This is a genomic window from Janibacter sp. RAF52, from assembly GCF_052114035.1.
Classification (GTDB): Bacteria; Actinomycetota; Actinomycetes; order Actinomycetales; family Dermatophilaceae; genus Janibacter; species Janibacter hoylei.
Genome location: NZ_JBFRDY010000006.1, coordinates 168,909 through 189,091 on the forward strand (window position 1 = coordinate 168,909; position 20,183 = coordinate 189,091).

Here is a 20,183-nt window from a genome sequence, read left to right on the forward strand (position 1 = left end):
GCCCCGATCACGCCCCCGCGTCCATCGCGACCATGGTCTGCAGACCGGTGCCGATGTCGCCGTGGACGTCGGCGAGGCCGGTGTGGACCGTGCCGCCGTGGCCGGGGGTCGCGAGGGCCTGCGAGCTCATCCGGACCCATTCCCCTTCGGGGTCACGGTCGAGGGCGACGGGCAGGTCGCAGTTGATGTACGTGTGCCGCCGCGGGTCGAGCGTCATGGTGACGCCACCGCCGGAGTCGGCGAGGACGAGGGTGCGCTCCCACGGCGTCGGCTCCTCGTCGAGCAGCAGCGGGATGAGCTGGCGCCCCCACGCCACGGCGGTGCCACCGGCGCCCACTCCCCCGTCGACGAAGCGCCACTCGATGCGCTGATGTAGCCGTCGGCGTGCATGCCGGGCAGGTCGATCCGCCCCTGCCCGTCCGGCTCCGGCACGGGGTCGGGCGCGTCGCCGCGCCATCCGGCCAGCCGCGGGAAGTCCTCGGGGGCCCGCCGCACGCGCCAGGCTCGCGCGACGGCAGCAGGTCGACCGTCGACCGAAGCGATCGCCTGGAGCAGCTGCATCGACCGACCGCCGCGCAGCACCTCGACGTCGACGGTGACCAGCGCGACCGGGATCGGCCCGAGGATGTCCAGGCGCACGTCCGCCAGCCGGGTGGCCGGGTCGGGGTCGTGCCGCACCATCGCCCGCGCGAGCAGGGCGGCAGGAGGCCCGGCGTGCTGGGCGTGCGGGCTCCACGGCCCGGCGGTGGAGGGCAGTGACTCGAAGGCGTCTCGTCGAGCTGACGGTAGAAGGAGCCCACGTCGCCGATCAGTCCTCGCCGTCCTCGGGCGCACGGAGACCGTCGTAGATTTCCTTGCAGATGGGGCACACCGGGAACTTCTCGGGGTCACGTCCGGGCACCCAGGTCTTGCCGCACAGCGCCTTGACGGGCTCGCCGGACAGCGCGCTCTCGAGGATCTTCTCCTTGCGCACGTAGTGGCTGAAGCGCTCGTGGTCGCCGGGCTCGGCCAGCTGCGGGGCCGGCTCGGTCCGCTCGAGGACGGCGGTCGAGGTGGAGGGGCCACCGGGCTCGGCGATCGGGCCTCCGGGCTGACTGGGGTCGGCTGGCGTGCTCATGCCCCCATCGTAGGCGCGTGCCCTCCCCCGACCCGGAGTGACGTCATGGCCGGGACACCCTGTCACGGCACGAAGAGTGGCAGCGACCGCCCTCCCGCTCCCTGAGGAGGTCGCGCAGCGACCGTCTTCCCGCTCCCTGAGGAGGTCGCGCAGCGACCGTCTTCCCGCTCCCTGAGGAGGTCGCGCAGCGACCGTCTTCCCGCTCCCTGAGGAGGTCGCGCAGCGACCGTCTCGAAGGGTCAGTTCAGGTCGGGGTCGACCGGGTAGGTCGAGACCCAGCCGAGCGAGCCGGGCTGACGCCGCAGCACCCGCCGCCACAGGGTGGCCGGGTCCTCGTCGAAGATGTCAGCGACCTCGACGTCGACGACGTACCAGCCACCGCGCGCCCGCTCGTCGGCGAGCTGCGAGGCGCTCCACCCGGAGTATCCGGCGAAGATCCGCAGCGCGCTCACCTGGGGCCAGATGATCTCCTGCGGGCTGTCGAGGTCGACGAGCGAGATGGCGCCGAAGAGCCGCCGCACGCCGGGCGGTTCCTCGGCATCACCCGGCAGGCCGACGAGGCCGATGGCCGAGTCGAGCTGGACCGGTCCGCCCTGGAAGACCCGCTGGGGCCGGCTCGACCCCTGCTGCCACCCGGGCAGCACGTCGTCGACAGGCGTGTCGAGCGGCTTGTTGAGGATCACCCCTTCGGCCGTGTCCTCGTCGTGCTGGAGCACGAGGACCACGCTGCGGGCGAAGAGGTCGTCCGTGAGGTCCGGTGTCGCCACGAGCAGCTTGCCGGCGAGCGAGGTCTCCATACCCAGACCCTAGTCGCGGGGGCGACCCCGGTAGCCACCCTGTCGGCCACCCCGACCGCCGCCACGGTGGTCGCGGGCACCGCGGGGGCCGCGGGTCCCCGGGTGGCGTCGCGCCGGTCGCGGGTCGACGAGCTTGCGGAAGTCGGCGTCGGGGATCGGGACGCCGCTCGGCTCGACGGCACCGAGGTCGGTGAGCACCTCGTCGTCGAGAGTGGTGCGCGTCGGTCGGGTCTCCAGACCGGCCTGGTCGGCCATCCTGGTGACCTCCTTGCGCTGGTGGGGCAGGACCAGCGTGACGACACTGCCCTTCTCGCCCGCACGAGCGGTGCGCCCGGCGCGGTGGAGGTAGTCCTTGTGGTCACCTGGCGGGTCGACCTGCATGACGAGGGAGACGTCGTCGACGTGGATGCCGCGCGCGGCGACGTCGGTGGCCACGAGCACGGGCAGCGTGCCCGTGCGGAAGGCACCGATCGTCTTGTTGCGCTGCGACTGGCTCAGCCCGCCGTGCAGCGGCGCTGCCGCCACGCCCGCCTCGCGCAGCTCCCCGGCGATCCGCTCGCAGCCGAGCTTGGTGCGGGCGAAGACGACGGTGCGGCCGGGGCGCGAGGCGATCCGGGCGGTGATCTGCTTCTTGATGTTGGGCTCGATGAGCATGAGGTGGTGCTCCATGGTCGAGACGCTCGCGGCCGCCTCGTCGGTGCTGTGCGTCACCGGGTCGCTCATGTAGGCCTCGACGAGGTCACCGACGCCGCGGTCGAGCGTCGCCGAAAACAGCAGCCGCTGCCCACCGGGGGCGCACTCGTCGAGGATCCGGGTGACGGAGGGCAGGAAGCCCATGTCGGCCATGTGGTCGGCCTCGTCGAGCACGGCGACCTCGACCGCGTCGAGCGTCAGCGCCCCGCGGTCGAGCAGGTCGACGAGTCGGCCCGGCGTCGCGATGAGCACGTCGACACCCTTGTCGAGGGCGGCCGTCTGCCCGGTGTACGACAGGCCACCGGCGACCAGCTTGATCCGCAGCCCGCTCACATGGACCAGCGGCTCGAGCGAGTCGCTCACCTGCATGGCGAGCTCACGGGTGGGCACGAGGACCAGCCCGCGCGGCTTGCGGCTGCGGGCCCGACCGCCGGCGAGGCGGGCGAGCATCGGCAGGCCGAAGGCGAGGGTCTTGCCCGAGCCGGTCTGCCCACGGCCGAGCACGTCCTTGCCCGCCAAGGCGTCGGGGATCGCGGCGGCCTGGATGGCGAAGGGGGTCGTGATGGCGTCGCGGGCGAGACGCTCCACGAGCACCTCGGGCAGGCCCAGCGCTGCGAAGCCGTTGTCCTCGGCGACCTCGACCGGGCCGCTCAGCGAGTTGCGGGCCGACGAGGTCCAGGTGTCGGCCTCCTGGCGCAGCGCCTCCGGGTCCTCGACCTGCTCGGTCCGCGGGGCGAAGCCGCGCCGGGCCTGCTCGCGCTCGAAGCGCGGGGCCGGACCACGGCGCCGGTCGTCGCGACGCTGGTACCCACCACGGTCATCCCGACGCTGGTAGCCACCACGGTCGTCGCGACGCTGTCCCCCTTCGCGGTCATCCCGACGCTGGTAGCCACCACGGTCGTCGCGACGCTGTCCGCCATCGCGGTCATCCCGACGCTGGTAGCCACCACGGTCGTCGCGACGCTGTCCGCCATCGCGGTCATCCCGACGCTGGTAGCCACCACGGTCATCGCGACGCTGTCCGCCATCGCGGTCATCCCGACGCTGGTAGCCACCACGGTCATCCCGACGCTGCCAGGTGCGCGACCCACGGTCTTCGCTGCCGTCCCGACGCACGCGCTTGGGGCGCTCGCCGGCCGGGGCGTCCTCGCGGTCGCGCCAGCGGTCCTTGCCGCGGGGGGCCTCGGTGGGGGCCTGACCCCGGTGGTAGGGCTTCTTCGGCGCCTTGGCGGTCGCCTTCTTCTTCGCGGCAGCGTTCTTCTGCGCGGTGGTCCAGCGGGGCTTCTTCTTCGCGGGCACGGGTGATCCTTCGTCTCTCACTGAAATGGGTAAACCCGCACACACAGGGCGCGGGCGACGTCAGTGGTCGGAAGCGATCGTGCGAGTTCCTCGAGGCGGCGACGTCACGGTCGCCGAACGACAAATAGTACCCCTATTGCGGCCGCGGCCACACCGACGATGTCAGCGGCGACGTCCCACGGGTCGCCGGACCGGTCCGCAAGCAGCCGGTGCTGGATGACTTCGCTCACAGGTGCGTGCACCGCGCAGGCCAGCGCCACCCACGGCCACCACGACCGGCGACCGAGACCCGTCACGAGCACCGGCAGACCGAAGACCACGGCGTGGACTGCCTTGTCCCCGTGCGGGATCGGCGACGGCGGCCCCGGCGCGGTCGGCAGGTAGAGCACGACGAGCTGCAGGACGACGACGCTCACCAGGGCGGCGAGGAGGGGCCACGGGCGGGTCGGGGTCAGGCGCACCGGGCCAGCACAGCACACCGCGCGTCGCCGCCGGCCCCCAGGTCGGCCTATGGTGGAGGTCATGAGCAAGATCACCGACCTCGATCTCGAGAGCTTCCGCTCCGCCGTCAGCGGCGAAGGGACGGTCATCGTCGACTTCTGGGCGAGCTGGTGCGGCCCCTGCCGCCAGTTCGCGCCCGTCTTCGAGGAGGCCGCGGACAGCCGCGACGACATCACCTTCGCGAAGGTCGACATCGACGACAACCCCGAGCTGGCCTCGCTGGCCAAGGTCTCGTCCGTCCCCACCCTCATGGCCTTCCGTGACGGCATCCTGCTGCACCAGAGCGCCGGCGCCCTGCCCAAGGCGCAGTTCCAGCAGCTGCTCGACGCCGTCCAGGACGTCGACATGGACGAGGTCAAGGCGCAGGTCGCCGCGGCCGAAGCCACGAGCTGAGCTCTCCCCCCTTCGACGAAGGGGGTGGCGCCGCCGCCCCTCGTGTGGTTGCGTGGAGGTCCACCCACCACCACAGGAGGCACCATGGGGATCGGCGACAAGATCGACAACGCCAAGGACCAGCTCGCCGGCAAGGCCAAGGGCGCGGCGGGCGACGCCACCGACAACGAGGACCTGCAGGCCGAGGGCAAGGTCCAAGAGACCAAGGGCGACCTCAAGGCCGCCGGCGAAAAGGTCAAGGACGCCTTCAAGTGACCTGCTGACCCACGACACGACGAAGGGCGGGACCGTGACGGTCCCGCCCTTCGTCGTGCTCACGCATCCACGGAGCACGACCGGACGGACCGAGTCCGTGCCGAGCGTGCGCCTACGTGACGTGCCCACGATGGTGGAGGTGGCGGGAATCGAACCCGCGTCCACTGGCAGACAATCAGGGCTTCTCCGGGTGCAGTGCGCTATGGATTTTCTCGGCCCCGGGGCTCGCACGCACACGTTCCCCGACAGGCCCAGTCACGTAGGAGTCCCGCGATGTCCCGTGACCTGACACCGCAGCAAGATCTCTAGCTGACGCTGGGATCTAGGTCGAGATCACACCTAGGCCAACGGACTTCGGGCTCGCTCAGGCGGCGAGGGCGAAGTCGGTGCGCTTGGAATTGGCACCTATTGGGTTTGCACGGGGCGTTGACGAGATGACCGTGCATCCTCGACCCGCTTCCCCTGAAGGACCGGCCAATGTCGAAACCGATCACCCCCATGGGATGGACACGTCACGCTGTGGAGTTGTTGAGCCAGTATCCACTCAACGGCGGCGAGGACCAAACACATTCCCGCGCACCGCGAGCCGATCAGCCGCGCCGCTTGTAGCTGTCCGAGACCGCCCGTGCGGTCTCGCGCTGGTCCTGCCGCTCACGCAGCGCGTGGCGCTTGTCGTAGGCCTTCTTGCCCGTGGCCGTGGCAATCTCGACCTTGACCCGGCCGTTCTTGAAGTACAGCGACAGCGGCACGATGGTGCGACCGCTCCCCTGCACCTTGGTGGCGATCTTGTCGAGCTCGGCGCGGTGCAGCAGCAGCTTGCGGCGGCGCCGCGGGGTGTGGTTGGTCCAGGTGCCCTGGACGTACTCGGGGATGTGGACACCCTCGAGCCACAGCTCGTCGCCGTAGAAGATCGCATAGCCGTCGACGAGGCTGGCCCGCCCCATGCGCAGCGCCTTGACCTCGGTGCCCATGAGCGCGAGGCCGGCCTCGTAGGTGTCCTCGATGAGGTAGTCGTGCCGGGCCTTGCGGTTGCGGGCGACGACGAGCTCGCCCTCGGCGGTCTTCTTGGCCATGGGTGCTCTCCCCCCTTCGCTGTGGTGTGACGGGACACGGTACCCCGCGCCCACGACAGCAGTCGCGTGGATTGGGGCGAAGGCAGTTCAGAGCCAGCCGCGCGGGTCGACCGGCGTGCCGTTGGTGCGGGTCTCGAAGTGCAGGTGGCAGCCCGTCGAGCTGCCGGTCGTGCCGGTGTACCCGATGACCTGGCCGCGCTTGACCTTGCCGCTGCGCACGGCGAAGGACTGGAGATGGTTGTAGGTCGTGGAGAGCGAGACGCCCCGCTTGATGCCGTGGTCGACGACGATCTGGTTGCCGTACCCCCCGGTCGACCCCGGCGGCAGCGCCATGACGACCTCGCCGTCGGCTGCCGCGTAGATCGGGCTGCCGCAGGCGCCGGCGTAGTCCCGGCCGGCGTGCAGACGCCACGTGTTGTAGATCGGGTGCAGGCGCAGGCCGAACTCGGAGCTCACGGGAGCATTGCTCGGGGCCTGGAGCACCCCGCTGCTCACCGGAGCTGGCGGGTTCGGGTCGCTCGTGCCACCGCTGCTCGAGTCGTCGGAGCTGCTGCGGGAGCGCTCGGCGCGGGCCCGGGCATCGGCCTCCCGCTTCTGCTGCTCCGCGCGCGCCTTGCGGATCTGGGCCTCCCGGATGCGGGCCTTGCGCGCGCGGTCCTCGAGGATCTTGGTCAGCTTGTCCGACTGGGCCTGGAGGCTGTCGACCTTCTTCTGGTCCTTCTTCTTCTCCCGGCGCAGGGCAGCCGACTGCGTCTCCTGGTCCTTCTCGAGGGACTCGAGGTCGGCCTGCTTCGCGTCGGCGCGGGCGCTGGCGTCACGCGCCGCGGTGAGCTTGGTCTGCTTGGTCGCCTTGGCGTCGCTCGTCTTCTGCCGCAGCGCCTTGAGGCGGTCGCCGCTGGAGACGAGGTTGGCGCGAGAGGTGCTCAGCTCCTCGAGGGCGGAGCTCTGCGTGTCGCCGACCGACTCGGCCATGATCATCTTGTCGACGAAGGCACCGGGGTCCTCGCTGCCGACGGCGACGGACATCGTGCCGAGGCCCTGCTGCTGGTAGACCTGCCCGGCGAAGCCCGCGACCGCGCGACGCGAACTCGACATCTTCGAGGTCGTGGTCCGCAGCTCCTTGACGGCCTTGTCCTCGTTGGCCTTGGCGAGGTCATAGGCGGCGACGGCATCGTCGTACTCGCCCTGGGCCTTCGTCTCGGCCTTCTCGGCTGCGGCAGCGGCGCTGCGCGCGCCGGGCAGCTTGGTGCGGGTGGCCTTGAGCTTGTCGTACGCAGCGACGAGCTCGGCGGAGGTGTCGTGCAGGTCGCCTCGGGCCTGCTTGAGGTCCTCGTCGACCTTGCTCTTGCGATCCTGCGGGTCCGGTTCGGCGGCCACGGCGTACCCGGCACCGGCGAAAAGGCACAGCGACAGCGCCGCACCCGTGAGAGCACGGGCGCGACGGGAGGACGGGGCACGGGAGGGGCGTTGCATCGGGGTCAACGGTAGCCACGAAGCGGCCGGGAGGACAGGACCTGCGCCCCCCGGCGCGCCCCGTCAGACCTTGAGGTAGCGCCAGAGGGTCACGGTGGACGTCGCGATGGCGAGCACGACCACCCCGACGATCAGGAAGGGCGCGACGATCCAGACGTCGTTGGCGGAGATGAAGGCGGTCCCCGCGTTTTCCTGCAGCAGGTACCGGTCGAAGAGGGCCCATGCCGAGACCCAGAGCAGGCCGATCGCCATCACCGCCCCGATGAGCCCTGACGCGACGGTCTCGATGATGAAGGGGGTGCGGATCGTGCGGTTGGAGGCACCGACGAGCTTCATGATCGCGATCTCGCGTCGGCGGGTGAAGGCGGCCTGCCGGATCGTCGTGGCCATGAGGAGCACGGCGGAGACGAGGGTCAGGGCCGCGAGACCGATCATCACGGCGGTGATGATGTTGATGGCGCGGAAGAGCGGGGCGAAGACCTCGCGCAGGTTGGGCACGCTCGCCACACCGGGCGCCCCGTCGAAGGCGGAGGCGACCGTCTCGAACTCCTCCGGGTCGGACAGCTGCACCCGGTAGCTCGGCGGGATGTCACCGACCCGGATGTTGCCGGCGAGCGGTGAGTTCTTGTAGTCCTGCTTGAAGCGCTTGTAGGCCTCCTCCTCGGACTCGTAGTAGACGTCCTTGACGAGGGGCTTCATCTCCTCGAGCTGTGCGGCGACCGATGCCTTCTGGTCCTCGGTCGCGGCCCCGCCGGAGCAGTTGGGCTGCGACGAGGTGTCGGTGCACATGTAGATCGAGACCTGGACGCGGTCGTACCAGTACCCCTTCATCTGGTCGACCTGGCGCTGGGCGAGCAGGCCGACCCCGAGGAGGTAGAGGGAGATCATCGTCACGAGGATCACCGAGACGGCGATGGACTTGTTGCGCCGCAGGCCCTCCCAGGCGTCGGCGAAGACCGAGGGCTTCATCGCAGCAGGTCCTCCGCGTCGTCGTCCCACTCGTCCAGGGCGTGCACCTCGCCGATCGGTCGGTCCTCCTGGGGCGGGAGCGCCCCGTCGTCGTGGTGGTCTCGCTCGTCGTGGGCGCGCACGGCCTCCCGCTCGTCGCGGTCGCGTGAGTCGACGACCTTGGGCACGTAGCTGCCACCCTCCTCGTCGCGGATGATGTGGCCGTCCTCGAGCTCGATGACCCGCTTCTGCAGCTCGTCGACGATGACGTTGTCGTGGGTGGCCATGACGATGGTCGTGCCGGAGTCGTGGATGCGGCGCAGCAGCTGGACGATGTCCAGGCTCGTCGCCGGGTCGAGGTTGCCGGTGGGCTCGTCGGCCAGGAGGATCGGCGGCTTGTTGACCACTGCCCGCGCGATGGCGACGCGCTGCTGCTCGCCACCCGAGAGCTCGTGCGGCATCCGCTTCTCCATCCCGGCCAGCCCGACGAGCTCGAGGGTCTCGGGGACGAGGGCTCGGATGGCGCGTCGGGGCCGGCCGATGACTTGCAGGGCGTAGGCGACGTTCTGCTGGACCGTCTTGTTGGGCAGCAGACGGAAGTCCTGGAAGATCGTGCCGACCTGACGGCGCAGCTGCGGCACCTTGCGGTGCGGCATCCTGCGCAGGTCGTGCCCACCGACGAGCAGCCGGCCGGAGCTGACGATCTCCTCGCGGATGGTCAGGCGCACGAGGGTCGACTTGCCGGAACCGGAGGCGCCGACGATGAAGGCGAACTCGCCGCGCTCGATGTTGAGGTCGATCCCGTCGAGCGCCGGACGGCTCTGGTTGGGGTACCTCTTGGTGACGTTCTCGAAACGGATCATCAGGTGCTCGGGGCCTTACGCGGGACGAAGGGGGCAAAGGGCCGCCTGCAGGATATGTCGCTTCGCTGCACGGCCGTGACACCCACGTGACCTCGGCGCGTTAGGTCCCGACCCTGATCGGCGTCAACGTCCACGGCGTCCCCACCATCGCGAACGACGGGGGGCCTGCTCCGCCCGCGCTCCACGGTCCGCGGCGTCGAACTCCCAGTGGGGCTGCCGCCCCTCCCTGTCGCTCGCCAGCTCGAGCGAGCGCGTGGCCAGGTGCAGCTGCTTCCCGGTGTCGAAGGCGACGAGGATGTTCTCCCCGACAGCCGTGGCGACGACATCGGCGCCCTCACCTCGAGCGAAGACCCGACCGCTGCCCAGCGCCTGCACCAGAGCACCTCCCGGGTAGCGGATCGAGCCAGCGCTCGTCTGGAGCACGAGCACCTTCCCACCCCTGGCACCGACGACCCGAGCCCCGATGAGCGCCTGGGTCCCCGGTGAAGGTCCTGACCACCTCCTCAGGCGACTCGTGGAAGTCCCAGAAGTCCAGATGGAAGCCCGAACCCATCAGATCGGCGAGCGCCGGGTAGCGCGTCGCCGTAGCCTGCCATGTCGTCACTGATCCTCTGTCCGGTTCGCGGGCGACGTCCCGTGCCGGACGGAGTGGTCGCCCTCCCAGTCGTCCGGCCGGTGCTTGAGGTCGTCAGCGGCCTCGGCCACGATCTCCCGGAACTCGGGCTCGTCGATCTCGTCATCATCACGCCCTTGGCCGTCAGGGAGGTCTCCGTCGAGCACGAGGTCCTCCAGGCCGAAGAAGACCCGCTGGAGGATCGCGTAGCGGACCTCGTCGCCGAGTCGGGCGTCCGACACCATCGTCGAGTAGAACTGCCTCCTGAATGCCGCGGCCTCTACGGCACCGCGGAGGTAGTTGTCGAAGAGAGCCGAGTACGTGGCGTCCAGCACTCCGCGCTCGGGGCTCATGGAGGGGTGGTCCGCCCCGGGCCCGCCAGGCGTCCGGCTCATACGGCACCACCGTGGGCCCGTCGAAGGAGCCGCCGACGTGGCCGCTTCCCGCCCTCCGGGCCAAGCTCCCAGTGGGCCTGCCACCCCTCCCTGTCGCTCACCAGCTCGAGCGAGCGCGTGGCGAGGTGCAGCTGCTTCCCGGTGTCGAAGGCGACGAGGATGCTCTCCCCGACAGCCGTGGCGACGACATCCGCGCCTTCACCTCGAGCGAAGACCCGACCGCTGCCCAGCGCCTGCACCAGAGCCCCGATGAGCGCCTCGACCAACTCGACCCGGGGCGTCTCAGCGACCACCTGGTCCCGCATCGCGGTCAACCACTCCGAGGCGCTGAGGCCCTCCTCCTCGTTGTCGAAGTTGTTGTACAGCACCCACAGCACCTCGTCGAGCCGCTGCTCCCGGTCCGGACCGTCGACCTCCCCGAGCAGCTCCTCGACCTCCAGCGGGATACGAGCACAAAAGATCGGGTCCCCGGTGAAGGTGCTGACCACCTCCTCAGGCGACTCGTGGAAGTCCCAGAAGTCTTGGTGGAATCCCGAACCCATCAGATCGGCGAGCGTCGGGTACCTGATGCGCTCGGCCAGCGAGAACTCGCTCATGTCGCACCCGCAGTCAGCGCTGCGGTGACCTGCTCAGCACGAAGGTCGTGTCGTCCTCGAGGCTGCCGAGATCACCAAGCGTCTCCCGGGAGCGAGCCACGGCGTCGCGGACCCGCTCCTCGTCCTCGGCCTGCCACGAGGCGTGGAGCTGATCGCGCCAGAGCATCTCGCTCAGCGGCTCGGCGAGCAGCCCCTTGCGAGCAGCCCACGATGCGGCCTCGGGCTCACCGGCCCGCAGGTGACGCTGGGCGAGTTCGTGCGCGATGTCGGCGACCGCGGCACACATCTCGGCGCGGTCCACCGCGGCCCACCCGTAGGTGCCGGGGGTCACCCCGTCGAAGGGAGTGCCGCTCACGAGCGTCAGCGCCGCCCGGAGGTTGCCGGAGTCCGCACCGGCGAGCGCGGCGCCGACGAGGGTGCGCAGCTGCTGCCAGTCGAGGAGGACGCCGGTGAGCGAGTACCGCCCGGACTGCACGCTGACGCCGGCCCCGGTGCCGAGCCATCGGTCGACCTGGTGAGCCGCCCAGGTGAGCGCGTCCTCGGTGACCCCTAGCGCTCCGGCTGCACCCGGGGCGTCGGAGCCCGGGTGCAGGGCCAGCAGCGCGGCGAGCTCGGTCGCACGACCGACGTCGGGCGGCGGCGTCCCGGTCCCCGCCACCTGGGGCCGGCCGAGGACCCGCACGTGCGCGGCGCGGTCGGTGCGCAGCTGGGAGATGTTGGTGGTCGCCTCGTCGACCTCGCTCGAGGGCACCCGGCGGCGCGGCACGGTCTGCGCCGTGAGGGCGTCGGCGCTGGACCCGGCGGTCCACTCCGGCCCGGGCACGTGCTCGCGCGTCGGGGTCCGCAGCACCTCGAGCAGGTCGTCGTAGCCGGGGCCTGCCAGCGAGGTCGGCCGCACGGCCATCCCCACCGGGGCGAGCACTGCGGCGAGGCTCCCCCGGTCGGATCGCACCGTGAGGGACCAGTCGGAGACACCTCGGGACGTCGTGACGACGGTGAGCGACCCCGCGGACGCCTCGACGAGGCCATGGAGCTGCCGTGTCTGGGCCCCGGTGAGGTCGGTGCCGACGAGGAGGACCTCGACTCCGCACGGGTGCTGCGAGGTCAGGCGCTCGAGCACCTCGCCCGGGTCTGCGACGTGCCGGACCCTCGGGTCGTCGATGGCCTGCACGAGGTCACCGAGTGGCCCGACGACGGTGACCGCGGTGAGCCCGGTGTCCGAGGTGCCGAGATCGACGGCCAGGGCCGCGAGCACGGCCAGGGTCTCGTCGGGCCGACCGGCGAGCTCGAGCGCACCGATCTCGTCGAGGTTGAGGTAGATCCGTGCCCCGGCGTCGTCCTCGCCGATGGTCACGAGGGCGGGCCACACGGTGCGTCGGCTCGTGGGCGCCCCGATGAGCCGCCTGTCGAGCACCCAGGTCCCCCCCCCTGCCCCAACCCACGGGGCGGGGAGCTCGAGCTGCTCCTCGACGACGTACACCTCGATCTCCTGGGAGCCGAGGCGGGCGGCCCGCAGGGCGGGCGGGGTGGTGCCGCACCTCTCGGCGAGCATCGTCAGCGCCGCGTCGAGGTCCGCGTGGCCGGCGACGTCGGCCGTGGCGCGCAGCCACTGCTCGGCACGCGCTGCCGCGCCGGTCGGGACGACGACGCGCCACCCCGGGGGGCGGGTGCGGCGTTGCCGCCGGCGTCGGGCCTCGACGAGCGCGAGTGCCCCGGCGCCGCCGAGCAGGCCGAGACCCAGCGTCGCCGAGGGACCGCCACGATCGGCGAGCAGCCCCTGGGACCGCGCCTCGGAGGAAGAGCTGGCGACGGGACCCTCCCCCGGAGCCACCACCGGAGCCACCACCGGAGCCGGGCGCGCCCGGTCGCGGGCGGGGTCCGCAGACGTGTCAGCGGCGACGACCGGGGCCGGCGCAGGGGCCGCTCCGTGGTGGTCGGGCAGGACCACGGGGCCGGTACCGGTCCCGGAGACCTCGTGGTCGATGTCGCTGATCACGGCCCCGTCGGTCGCGGGCGCCTCGGGGGTCGCGGTGGCCTGGGCGGCCACCGGCACCATGACCCGCCACCCGGGGTGGATGTCGTCGGCAGAGGTGAGGACTCCCCCGTCCGGCTGGACGAGGTCGGCCGACGCCCGGACGAGCTCTGGGTACCGATCGCCGTCGCCGAGCTCGCGGTCGGCGATGTCCCACAGGGTGTCGCCGCTCTGCACGGTGACGACACGCCCTTCGCCACCGGCCACGACGACGTCTGACGCGTCGTCAGGCGTCATCGCCGCGGTCGCAGCATCGTGCGCGGCGTGCGTGACGGTGGTGACCGCAGCCGATGTGCTCGCGGGCGAGCTGGTCGGGGCCGCCGTCGCGGCGCTGGCTGGCGTCGCGGTGGCCGTGCCGAGGGCGACCATGGCGAGGACCGCCCCGGTCATCGCCGCCGCTCGTCCCTGCTGCCAGGACAGGCCCGGCAGCCGCGGTGCGGGGACGCCGCGGATCGCCGCGGGGATCTCGACGACGAAGGAGAGGGTGAGGCTCGCCCACACGAGCCAGCCGACGACGGTGATGATGCCGATGAGCAGGGTGCCGTCGTCCGGGCGGGTCAGCGCGTCGATGACCTCCTGGGTCTGCGGGACCTCCGAAGGGAGCGGGTTGCCACCGAGGACGACCAGCGCCACCGGCAGCCCGACGACGATGAGGACGATCCCGAGCAGCGAGAGCAGACCTCGCGCCAGGACTGACGCCCGGCTCCGCTGCAGCGCGCGGGTCACGGCGCGCCCCCGGGCCCAGCGCGCTCGAGGTCGACCTCGACCGTCGAGGTCAGCGTGTCGGGCTGGAGCACGGGCATGATCTTCGGCGACCACGACTGCGAGGTCGTCACCGTCACCGTCGTGCCGTCGACCGACACGGTGCCGTTCATCCCCGTGGCGTCGAGGTACTCACGGGCTGCGCCGGCGGCCCGCGAGGGGTCGATCTGCGCGGCCCGACCCGAGATGGCGTCCGAGGTGATCTCCTGGGCCGCGGCCCGGCCGGCCTCGTTGGCCACCATCGTCACCCGGCGGGCCTCGTTCGCCTTGTCGGCGGAGTCGTAGACGACCCCGCCGGCCACCATGAGGGCACCGCCGATGACGACGGTCCACACGGCGACGTAGCCGCTCTCGTCCGCGAGGCGTCCGTGGTCGGTCATGGTCATCACCTGCCTCGGTAGCGGTCGATGGGGCTGACGGCCTCGGCGGTGAAGGTGCGGTCCCGGGTCGGGACGAGCGCCGCGAGGTCGGAGAGAGGCACCCGGCAGGACACCTCGGCGACGACGCGGCTCGAGGTGCCCACCGGTGCCGAGAAGCCACTGGTGTCGACGCGGACGACGACGTCCTCGCAGGTCAGTCCCCGCTGGTCGAGGTAGTCGCGGGCCGCGGCCTCCCCGGCAGCCCGGGCCGAGCCGCCGTCGCGCTCGATCGAGGCGGCTCGCGCAGCGCTGAAGGCCGCCCCGTCGACGTGCGAGGTGGCAGCTGCCGTCCGCCCGAAGATCCCCACGAGCACGAGCATGCCGACGAGCACCGGGGCGCAGATGGCCATCTCGAGGCTGATGCTGCCGTCGTCGGATCGCCTCATGGCTGCGTCACCCTCTCCTCGGGTGCGTTGACCACCGAGCGGACCTCCGGCATCGGGACCAGCGGCACGATGGAGGGCGCCGGCGCGATGACCGTGGCGGTGACGGTCCCTCCGGCCCGGCCGACATCGACGGTCGCGTCGTCCAGGGCCGTCACCTGGGACAGGTAGCTGCGTCCGGCTTCCTCACCATCTGCGTCGGTGGCTCCCTGCAGGCGGGCCGACTCCACCGAGATCTGCGCAGCATTGGTCGCGGTGGTGTTGGCCATGAAGTAGCACGCGGCCTGGACGATGACCATCGTCGCGAAGATGACGATGGGCGCGAGGACGGCACCTTCGAGCGTGGCCACACCGCTGTCGTCCCGCAGGCGGGCCGACAGCGATGTGGTCAGGCGACGAAGGGAGCGCACGTCGTCAGTGGGTCAGGGCGTGGGGATCTGGTCGGCCCAGTCCTCGAGGTTGCCGGTGATGACGGCGGCGACCGTCACGACGACGGCGAGGACGAGGGCGCCGAGGACGACGTACTCGAGGGTGGTCAGGCCAGCCTCGCGGTCCTGACCGCGCTGCTCGGCGAGCTGGTCGAGACGGCGGACGGGGGCCATGCACAGCATGGCGACGACGACGAAGAAGCGGATCATGGTTTCTCTCCTGGTGGGTGGTGACGGACGGTCAGCCCGGACTGAGCTGCATGGCGGCGGGGACGAGCATGGCGATGAGGAAGAGGACGGCCAGCGCGGCGAGCGGGATGCCCATCGAGCTCGTGGCGGCGTTGGCTGCGGTCTGCTCGCGGGTGAGGAGCCGGTCGCGCATCGAGGCGGCTCGGGCGAGCAGGTTGTCACTGACGCTCGCGCCCGAGTCGTTGGCCAGTCGGATGATGTCGGCGACCTCCTTCAGCTCCGGGACGCGGGTACGGCCCGCGAGCCGCTCGAGGGCGTCCCACGAGGTCTCTCCGGACCAGCGGGCCAGACGCAGCTCCTCGCGGATGCGCAGGAACATCCACGAGTCCGACTTGTGCGCCGCGGAGTCGAGCGAGGCGACGAGCCCGAGTCCGGCGCGACGAGCGATGGCGACGAGCCGCAGGTACGAGACGGCGGCATAGGCGAAGTCCTCACGACTCACCTTGGCCTTGTCGCGCACGGCGAGGTCGGGGACGAACCAGGCGAAGGCGCCGAAGGCGAGCCCGATGCCGAAGGGGAGCACGAAGCCGATGCCGAGGAGCATCGGGACGAAGGTGCAGGCGAGCAGTGCCCCGCCTGCGGCGATGACCTTCTTGCCGTAGTGCTCCTCGACAGGGATCTGGAGCAGCTCGAGGTCCTCGAGCGGCGCCTGGAGGAAGCTGTGCCGGTCGGTGCGTCGCCGTGCCCAGGCCCCGATCCGCTCGGTGCGGGTCCGGTCCGCGGGGTCGTGGTCGACGGGCCGTCGGGTGAGCAGCGTCTCCGGGCGCATCCGGGTGACGGCGGCCTCGAGGTCGGGGCTCGAGGGTCGCAGCCCGGCGATGACGAGGGTGATGCCGATGCCGGCGACGGCGGCCAGCGCCATGGCGAGGACGAGCGGGCTCATGAGGCCGACTCCGTCGTCCGGGCCGGTCGCACGAGGAAGCGCGCGAGGGGCTTGACCGTGGCCACCCGCTTGAGCCAGTAGAGCGCGCCGAGGAAGAGGAGCGACAGGACGAGCAGGCTCGCCTGCCCGTTGGTCGACCGGTACTGGGCACCCACGGGGGTGACGAAGACGAAGAGGGCGAGCACCCCGACGACGATGATCGTGATGAGGCGCGCCTGGGTGCGCGCGCCGGCCCGCGAGGCCTCGATGTCACGGCGGGCACGCACCTCCTCGGACACGTCGGCCGCGATGCCGGCGAGTGCCTCGCGCAGACCGGCACCCTCGTGCTGGGTCGCCTGGATGAGGGCGGTCGCCACGAAGTCACCGACCTGGTTGTCGACGTCGTCGGCGAAGGCGTACAGGGCGTCGGTGAGGGGGCGACGCGCGTGGATCCGGCTGATGAGCATGTCGATCTGGGGGCGGATCTCGTCGGGGCACGACGCGCGGGTCGCGATGATCGCGCCACTGATGCCCTGACCGGCACCGATGACGCTCGAGAGCGAGCGCACCCACTCCTCGATGGCCTCGAGCTGCTCGGGCGTCGTCCCCCGGTCGACCCGCATGAGCCAGGGCATCGCCACGGCGAAGATCGGGACGAGCACGAGGGCGATGACCCACCCGAAGAGGGCCAGGACGAGCCCGATGAGCAGCCCGATGAGGAAGTTGCGCCGGTCGACGGGGCTGAAGGAGGAGCTCTGCGCCCGCCGACGCCGCGGCCGGGAGGCCGCCGCAGGCGGTCGGGTCAGGCCGGCGACCACGAGGGTCAGGCCCAGGGCCAGACCCACGGCAGCCATGATCGCGAGTCCGGTCATCACGAACCCCGGTGACGGACGAGCAGGTCGGGCGGGGCGCCCCAGGTCGCGGCGGAGGGGTCGAGCCACCCCGCGTCGAAGCCGTGCCGCTCGATGTCGCTGATCCAGGCCGGGAGCTGGCCGGTCGGGCAGGCGCGGCCGTACTCGTCCGGGGCGTAGATGCGGGTGTGGGCCACGTGGGTGTCCCGGGAGACCTCGAGCGAGACGACCTCGTCGACGTGCCGCCACTTGCGGCCGCCCTCGAGGTGCGACTCGTCGACGAGCCCGACGTGGACGACGAGGTCGACGTTCTGCGCGACGAGTCGGTAGCCGAAGGAGGTGTCGACATTGCCGCGGGCGCGGGTGATGAGGGTGACCAGACGCTCGATGGTGTCGAGCGCGGAGTGGGCGTGCACGGTCGAGACGGAGCCTCGGCCACCCTGCATGGCCTCCATCATCGCCATGACCTCTTCGCCGACGACCTCGCCGACGACGATCCGCTTGACGTTCTTCTGCAGGCTGAGCTCGATGAGGCGGGTCAGCGTCACCTCGCCGACGGGGCGTCCGTCGACACCGACCTCGCCGCCACCCTGGGCCTCTGCGGCCCAGACGCGGTGGTGGCGCTCCGGCAGACGGTGCATGAGCAGCTCGTACTGCGCCTCGATCGTCGCGAGACGCTCCTGCGGGTCGAGCTCGTTGAGCAGTGCCCGCACGAGCGTGGTCTTGCCGGCACCGGCGTCGCCGGAGACGATGACGTTCTTGCCCGCGCGGATCGCCGCGGACAGGAATGCCTGGAGCGAGTCGTCGATCGCCCCGAGCTGCTTCATCTCGCCGAGGTCGGTGTCGATGTAGGGGTGCTTGCGGATGGTGATCGAGGGCCGGTGGGACAGCCAGGCCTCGGCGGCCATGCGCGAGCCGTCGGGCAGGGCCAGACGCAACCACGGCCGCACCATGGAGAACTGCTGCTCCCCCGTCGCCGACGTGCGCGCGAGGTGCTGGATCTCGGTGATGAGGTCGGCATCGCTGTCGGCGACCGGGGGGCCGACCTCGAGCGAGCCGTCGCTGAACTCGAGGGTGACACCGTCGTGCCCCTCGATCTCGATGTTTTCGATGCCCGGCAGGTCGAGGAGCGGCTGGAGCCGGCCCGCGCCGAACATCGAGTCGAGGACGGCCGCCCGCAGGGCGTTCTTCATGTCGAGCGGCGGGACCCCCTCGCCACGAGCGATGCGGTCCTGCGACCAGTCCTCGATCGCCTGCTGGGTGAGCCGGTCGACCGTCGTCCGGTGGCGGGCCTCGTCGAGCACGGTGTCCGCCGACACGAGCGTCAGGGCGGCGCTCACCTGGCTGCGCAGGTGCTGCACGGCATCCCAGTCGACGGCCTTGAGCCGCTCGAGGGCGTCGCGGATCTGGTGCTGTCGGTCATCGACCGGCTGGGCCGCGGCGCGGGCGACCGACCTCGGCGCGGTCGACTCGGGAGCCTCGATGACGGGCGTGCGCGGCACCGTGACCGCACTCGGGGCGCCGTGGGCGGGCGGGGGCGGCGGGCTCTGTGCCGGCGCGAAGGGGGCGGATCCTGCGAGCGAACGGGCACCCGGAGCAGACCCGCGCTCGGCGAAGATCGGCAGGTCGGTCGGCTGGGTGGGCTCAGGGCCCTGCGCCGGGCTCATGCGCCGACCCCGTCCACGCGGAGCATGTCGGTGGCCGCGCGCGCGTGGTCGTCGACGGCCGAGATCAGGCGGCGCACGCTCAGCGGGTAGCGCGCCCGCTTGCCCCAGGTGCGCGATCCGGCAGCCTTCGCGTCGCGGACGACCCCCGGGAGCACGGCGACGCCGTCGGTGACCCCGCTGATCTCGCGCGGTCCGTAGGGGCGGTGCGAGGCCCCCTTCTCGTCGCCGACGACGGGGACGACCGCCAGCCGGGAGCGCGCGCCGATCTGGTCAAGCTCGTCGGCCACGGCGGGCAGGCCGACGGCCAGGGTGTTGAGGGCCGAGAGGGTGCTGTCGGTGAAGACGAGCACGCTGTCGGCGTGCGCCCACAGCTGGACGGCCGCGCCCGCGGCACCGAGTCGGCCGAGGTCGACGAGGACGTCGACGCCCCCGTCACGACTGATGGCCGCCAGGGCCTCCCCGAGGGGACCGAAGACGGTGAGGAGCGAGCGCATCTGGGCCGCCGTGCCGACGGTCGGCAGCAGCCAGGCCTGGCGGGCCCGGCGCGGGAGCGGGATCGCCAGCTCCCAGATCCGCTCGACGTACTCGTTGGCCGGGTGGGCAGCCAGGTCGAGGACGGAGCGGTTATGCGGGTGGGTGCCGCTCCAGCCGATGCACAGCATCGGCGAGCCGCCCGCGGGGTCGAGCTCGACGAGCAGGGTGGGACGGGGCGTGACCTGGGCCCAGGTCAGGGCGGTCGACGTCACGCCCGGCGAGCCGCTGAGGGAGGTGAGCACGTGCAGCGCCACGGATCAGCCGTCCTGCCCGCTACCGCCGGGTGCGACGTTGACGATGCTGATCCGACCGGTACCGGAGGCCGCCGCGGCGGAGGGAGCGTCGGTCGAGGCGATGGAGACGTCGACGGTCATCGCGCCCTTGTCGTCGACCTCACCGATGGCCAGGACGACGCCGTCGAAGGCCGTTCCCGGCTCGAGTCCCTCGATGGTCTGCCCGCCACCGGTGACGATGACCCGCACGACGTCACCGCGCTGCAGACCGCTCGCGGGGTACTGACCACTCACGACCGAGATCGGGACGATGACGTCGCCCGCACGAGGGGTGATCCGCTGGGCGAAGTCGTCGTGGGTCACGAGGCTGCCGGCAGCCATCGGCTGCACGGCGCGCTTGCCGACGAGCGAGTTGAGATCACGTGCCCGCACCGTGCTGACCTCGTCACCGCCCCGCAGCTGGGTCGTCCCGAGGTCCGAGGCCTCCACCCGGTCGCCCGCGCGGATGTCCTGCTTGACGACGACGACCTGTCGAGCCTCCCCCGCCCGGTTGACCGCCCAGACGGCGAGCAGGGCACAGACCACGGCCAGCGCCACACCGAGCAGGACCAGGCGCAGGTCGCGCCTCGGTCGGACCGCAGCGACCTCGTCCTGCGGGGGCCCGGACGGCCCGGTCGGAGGGGGCGGCGACAGCTCGGTGCCGGGTCCTGCGGTCATCGAAGTGGCTTCCCCTGAGTCAGTCGGTCA

At 71.6% G+C, this 20,183-nt stretch carries 24 protein-coding genes, 1 other RNA gene and 1 pseudogene; 2 read left to right on the plus strand and 24 right to left on the minus strand.

Features of this window, described 5'->3' with window-relative positions; all coding sequences use genetic code 11:
* Window positions 1-7: 7 nt before the first annotated feature.
* The 6 genes and pseudogenes from AB4Y78_RS10115 to AB4Y78_RS10140 all read right to left on the minus strand — a co-directional run bounded on the left by AB4Y78_RS10115 (window position 8) and on the right by AB4Y78_RS10140 (window position 4,367).
* Complete coding sequence (locus AB4Y78_RS10115) at window positions 8-457, minus strand: hypothetical protein (RefSeq protein WP_441713466.1); 450 nt, start codon at window positions 455-457, stop codon at window positions 8-10.
* Between the two features lie 98 nt (window positions 458-555).
* Window positions 556-891 (minus strand): annotated as a pseudogene (locus AB4Y78_RS10120) (acyl-CoA thioesterase domain-containing protein); the annotation flags it as partial.
* The gene (locus AB4Y78_RS10125; protein ID WP_007924631.1) at window positions 809-1,117 is read right to left on the minus strand and encodes a DUF3039 domain-containing protein; all 309 of its coding nucleotides are present in this window, start codon (window positions 1,115-1,117) and stop codon (window positions 809-811) included. The gene AB4Y78_RS10125 and the pseudogene AB4Y78_RS10120, both read right to left, overlap by 83 nt.
* A 239-nt stretch (window positions 1,118-1,356) precedes the next feature.
* Entirely contained in the window at window positions 1,357-1,914 is a 558-nt protein-coding gene (locus AB4Y78_RS10130) for a YqgE/AlgH family protein (protein ID WP_007924628.1), read from the minus strand.
* A 9-nt stretch (window positions 1,915-1,923) separates the two neighbouring features.
* Window positions 1,924-3,906 (minus strand): DEAD/DEAH box helicase, encoded by a 1,983-nt coding sequence (locus tag AB4Y78_RS10135; protein WP_441713465.1) that lies wholly within the window; start codon window positions 3,904-3,906, stop codon window positions 1,924-1,926.
* 104 nt (window positions 3,907-4,010) lie between these two features.
* The gene (locus AB4Y78_RS10140; RefSeq protein ID WP_441713464.1) at window positions 4,011-4,367 is read right to left on the minus strand and encodes a VanZ family protein; all 357 of its coding nucleotides are present in this window, start codon (window positions 4,365-4,367) and stop codon (window positions 4,011-4,013) included.
* A gap of 61 nt (window positions 4,368-4,428) precedes the next feature.
* Between AB4Y78_RS10140 and trxA the strand changes: the two genes are divergently transcribed.
* Window positions 4,429-4,800: a thioredoxin gene (trxA, locus tag AB4Y78_RS10145; RefSeq protein WP_040880585.1), complete on the plus strand. Its 372-nt coding sequence runs from the start codon at window positions 4,429-4,431 to the stop codon at window positions 4,798-4,800.
* Window positions 4,801-4,884: 84 nt separating this feature from the next.
* Complete coding sequence (locus AB4Y78_RS10150) at window positions 4,885-5,055, plus strand: CsbD family protein (RefSeq protein WP_259921202.1); 171 nt, start codon at window positions 4,885-4,887, stop codon at window positions 5,053-5,055.
* Between the two features lie 131 nt (window positions 5,056-5,186).
* Here the strand turns inward: AB4Y78_RS10150 and ssrA are convergent.
* From ssrA to AB4Y78_RS10240, 18 genes are all read right to left on the minus strand, one after another.
* Window positions 5,187-5,553, minus strand: a transfer-messenger RNA (tmRNA) gene (gene ssrA, locus AB4Y78_RS10155).
* Between the two features lie 92 nt (window positions 5,554-5,645).
* Window positions 5,646-6,128: an SsrA-binding protein SmpB gene (gene smpB, locus AB4Y78_RS10160; protein WP_007924617.1), complete on the minus strand. Its 483-nt coding sequence runs from the start codon at window positions 6,126-6,128 to the stop codon at window positions 5,646-5,648.
* 87 nt (window positions 6,129-6,215) lie between these two features.
* Window positions 6,216-7,601 carry a peptidoglycan DD-metalloendopeptidase family protein gene (locus tag AB4Y78_RS10165; RefSeq protein ID WP_441737100.1) on the minus strand — a complete coding sequence of 462 codons (1,386 nt, stop codon included), beginning with the start codon at window positions 7,599-7,601 and terminating at the stop codon, window positions 6,216-6,218.
* Window positions 7,602-7,664: 63 nt separating this feature from the next.
* Window positions 7,665-8,570: a permease-like cell division protein FtsX gene (gene ftsX / locus AB4Y78_RS10170; RefSeq protein WP_441713462.1), complete on the minus strand. Its 906-nt coding sequence runs from the start codon at window positions 8,568-8,570 to the stop codon at window positions 7,665-7,667.
* A complete protein-coding gene (ftsE, locus tag AB4Y78_RS10175) occupies window positions 8,567-9,412 on the minus strand; it encodes a cell division ATP-binding protein FtsE (protein ID WP_007924614.1) in 846 nt (281 codons plus the stop codon). Before ftsE ends, ftsX begins: the two co-directional genes overlap by 4 nt.
* A gap of 123 nt (window positions 9,413-9,535) precedes the next feature.
* On the minus strand, window positions 9,536-9,841 hold the full coding sequence (locus AB4Y78_RS10180) for a hypothetical protein (protein ID WP_441713461.1): 306 nt from the start codon (window positions 9,839-9,841) through the stop codon (window positions 9,536-9,538).
* A 171-nt stretch (window positions 9,842-10,012) separates the two neighbouring features.
* A complete protein-coding gene (locus AB4Y78_RS10185; RefSeq protein ID WP_259921206.1) occupies window positions 10,013-10,378 on the minus strand; it encodes a hypothetical protein in 366 nt (121 codons plus the stop codon).
* 38 nt (window positions 10,379-10,416) lie between these two features.
* Window positions 10,417-11,016, minus strand: coding sequence for a contact-dependent growth inhibition system immunity protein (locus tag AB4Y78_RS10190; RefSeq protein ID WP_441713460.1), 600 nt, complete (start codon window positions 11,014-11,016; stop codon window positions 10,417-10,419).
* Between the two features lie 13 nt (window positions 11,017-11,029).
* The gene (locus AB4Y78_RS10195; RefSeq protein WP_441713459.1) at window positions 11,030-13,774 is read right to left on the minus strand and encodes a hypothetical protein; all 2,745 of its coding nucleotides are present in this window, start codon (window positions 13,772-13,774) and stop codon (window positions 11,030-11,032) included.
* Entirely contained in the window at window positions 13,771-14,190 is a 420-nt protein-coding gene (locus tag AB4Y78_RS10200; protein ID WP_441713458.1) for a hypothetical protein, read from the minus strand. The genes AB4Y78_RS10195 and AB4Y78_RS10200 overlap by 4 nt, the downstream gene beginning before the upstream one ends.
* A gap of 5 nt (window positions 14,191-14,195) precedes the next feature.
* Window positions 14,196-14,615, minus strand: coding sequence for a TadE/TadG family type IV pilus assembly protein (locus tag AB4Y78_RS10205; RefSeq protein ID WP_007928437.1), 420 nt, complete (start codon window positions 14,613-14,615; stop codon window positions 14,196-14,198).
* Complete coding sequence (locus tag AB4Y78_RS10210; RefSeq protein WP_083853760.1) at window positions 14,612-15,022, minus strand: TadE/TadG family type IV pilus assembly protein; 411 nt, start codon at window positions 15,020-15,022, stop codon at window positions 14,612-14,614. The genes AB4Y78_RS10205 and AB4Y78_RS10210 overlap by 4 nt, the downstream gene beginning before the upstream one ends.
* A 12-nt stretch (window positions 15,023-15,034) precedes the next feature.
* Entirely contained in the window at window positions 15,035-15,250 is a 216-nt protein-coding gene (locus AB4Y78_RS10215) for a hypothetical protein (RefSeq protein ID WP_441713457.1), read from the minus strand.
* 31 nt (window positions 15,251-15,281) lie between these two features.
* Window positions 15,282-16,172, minus strand: a complete 891-nt coding sequence (locus tag AB4Y78_RS10220) for a type II secretion system F family protein (protein ID WP_441713456.1) — start codon at window positions 16,170-16,172, stop codon at window positions 15,282-15,284.
* Window positions 16,169-17,023: a type II secretion system F family protein gene (locus AB4Y78_RS10225; protein ID WP_007928441.1), complete on the minus strand. Its 855-nt coding sequence runs from the start codon at window positions 17,021-17,023 to the stop codon at window positions 16,169-16,171. The genes AB4Y78_RS10220 and AB4Y78_RS10225 overlap by 4 nt, the downstream gene beginning before the upstream one ends.
* Window positions 17,023-18,669: an ATPase, T2SS/T4P/T4SS family gene (locus tag AB4Y78_RS10230; RefSeq protein WP_282072751.1), complete on the minus strand. Its 1,647-nt coding sequence runs from the start codon at window positions 18,667-18,669 to the stop codon at window positions 17,023-17,025. Before AB4Y78_RS10230 ends, AB4Y78_RS10225 begins: the two co-directional genes overlap by 1 nt.
* Window positions 18,666-19,457, minus strand: coding sequence for a hypothetical protein (locus AB4Y78_RS10235; protein ID WP_259909620.1), 792 nt, complete (start codon window positions 19,455-19,457; stop codon window positions 18,666-18,668). The genes AB4Y78_RS10230 and AB4Y78_RS10235 overlap by 4 nt, the downstream gene beginning before the upstream one ends.
* Before the next feature lie 3 nt (window positions 19,458-19,460).
* A complete protein-coding gene (locus AB4Y78_RS10240; RefSeq protein ID WP_441713455.1) occupies window positions 19,461-20,153 on the minus strand; it encodes an SAF domain-containing protein in 693 nt (230 codons plus the stop codon).
* Window positions 20,154-20,183 lie beyond the last annotated feature (30 nt).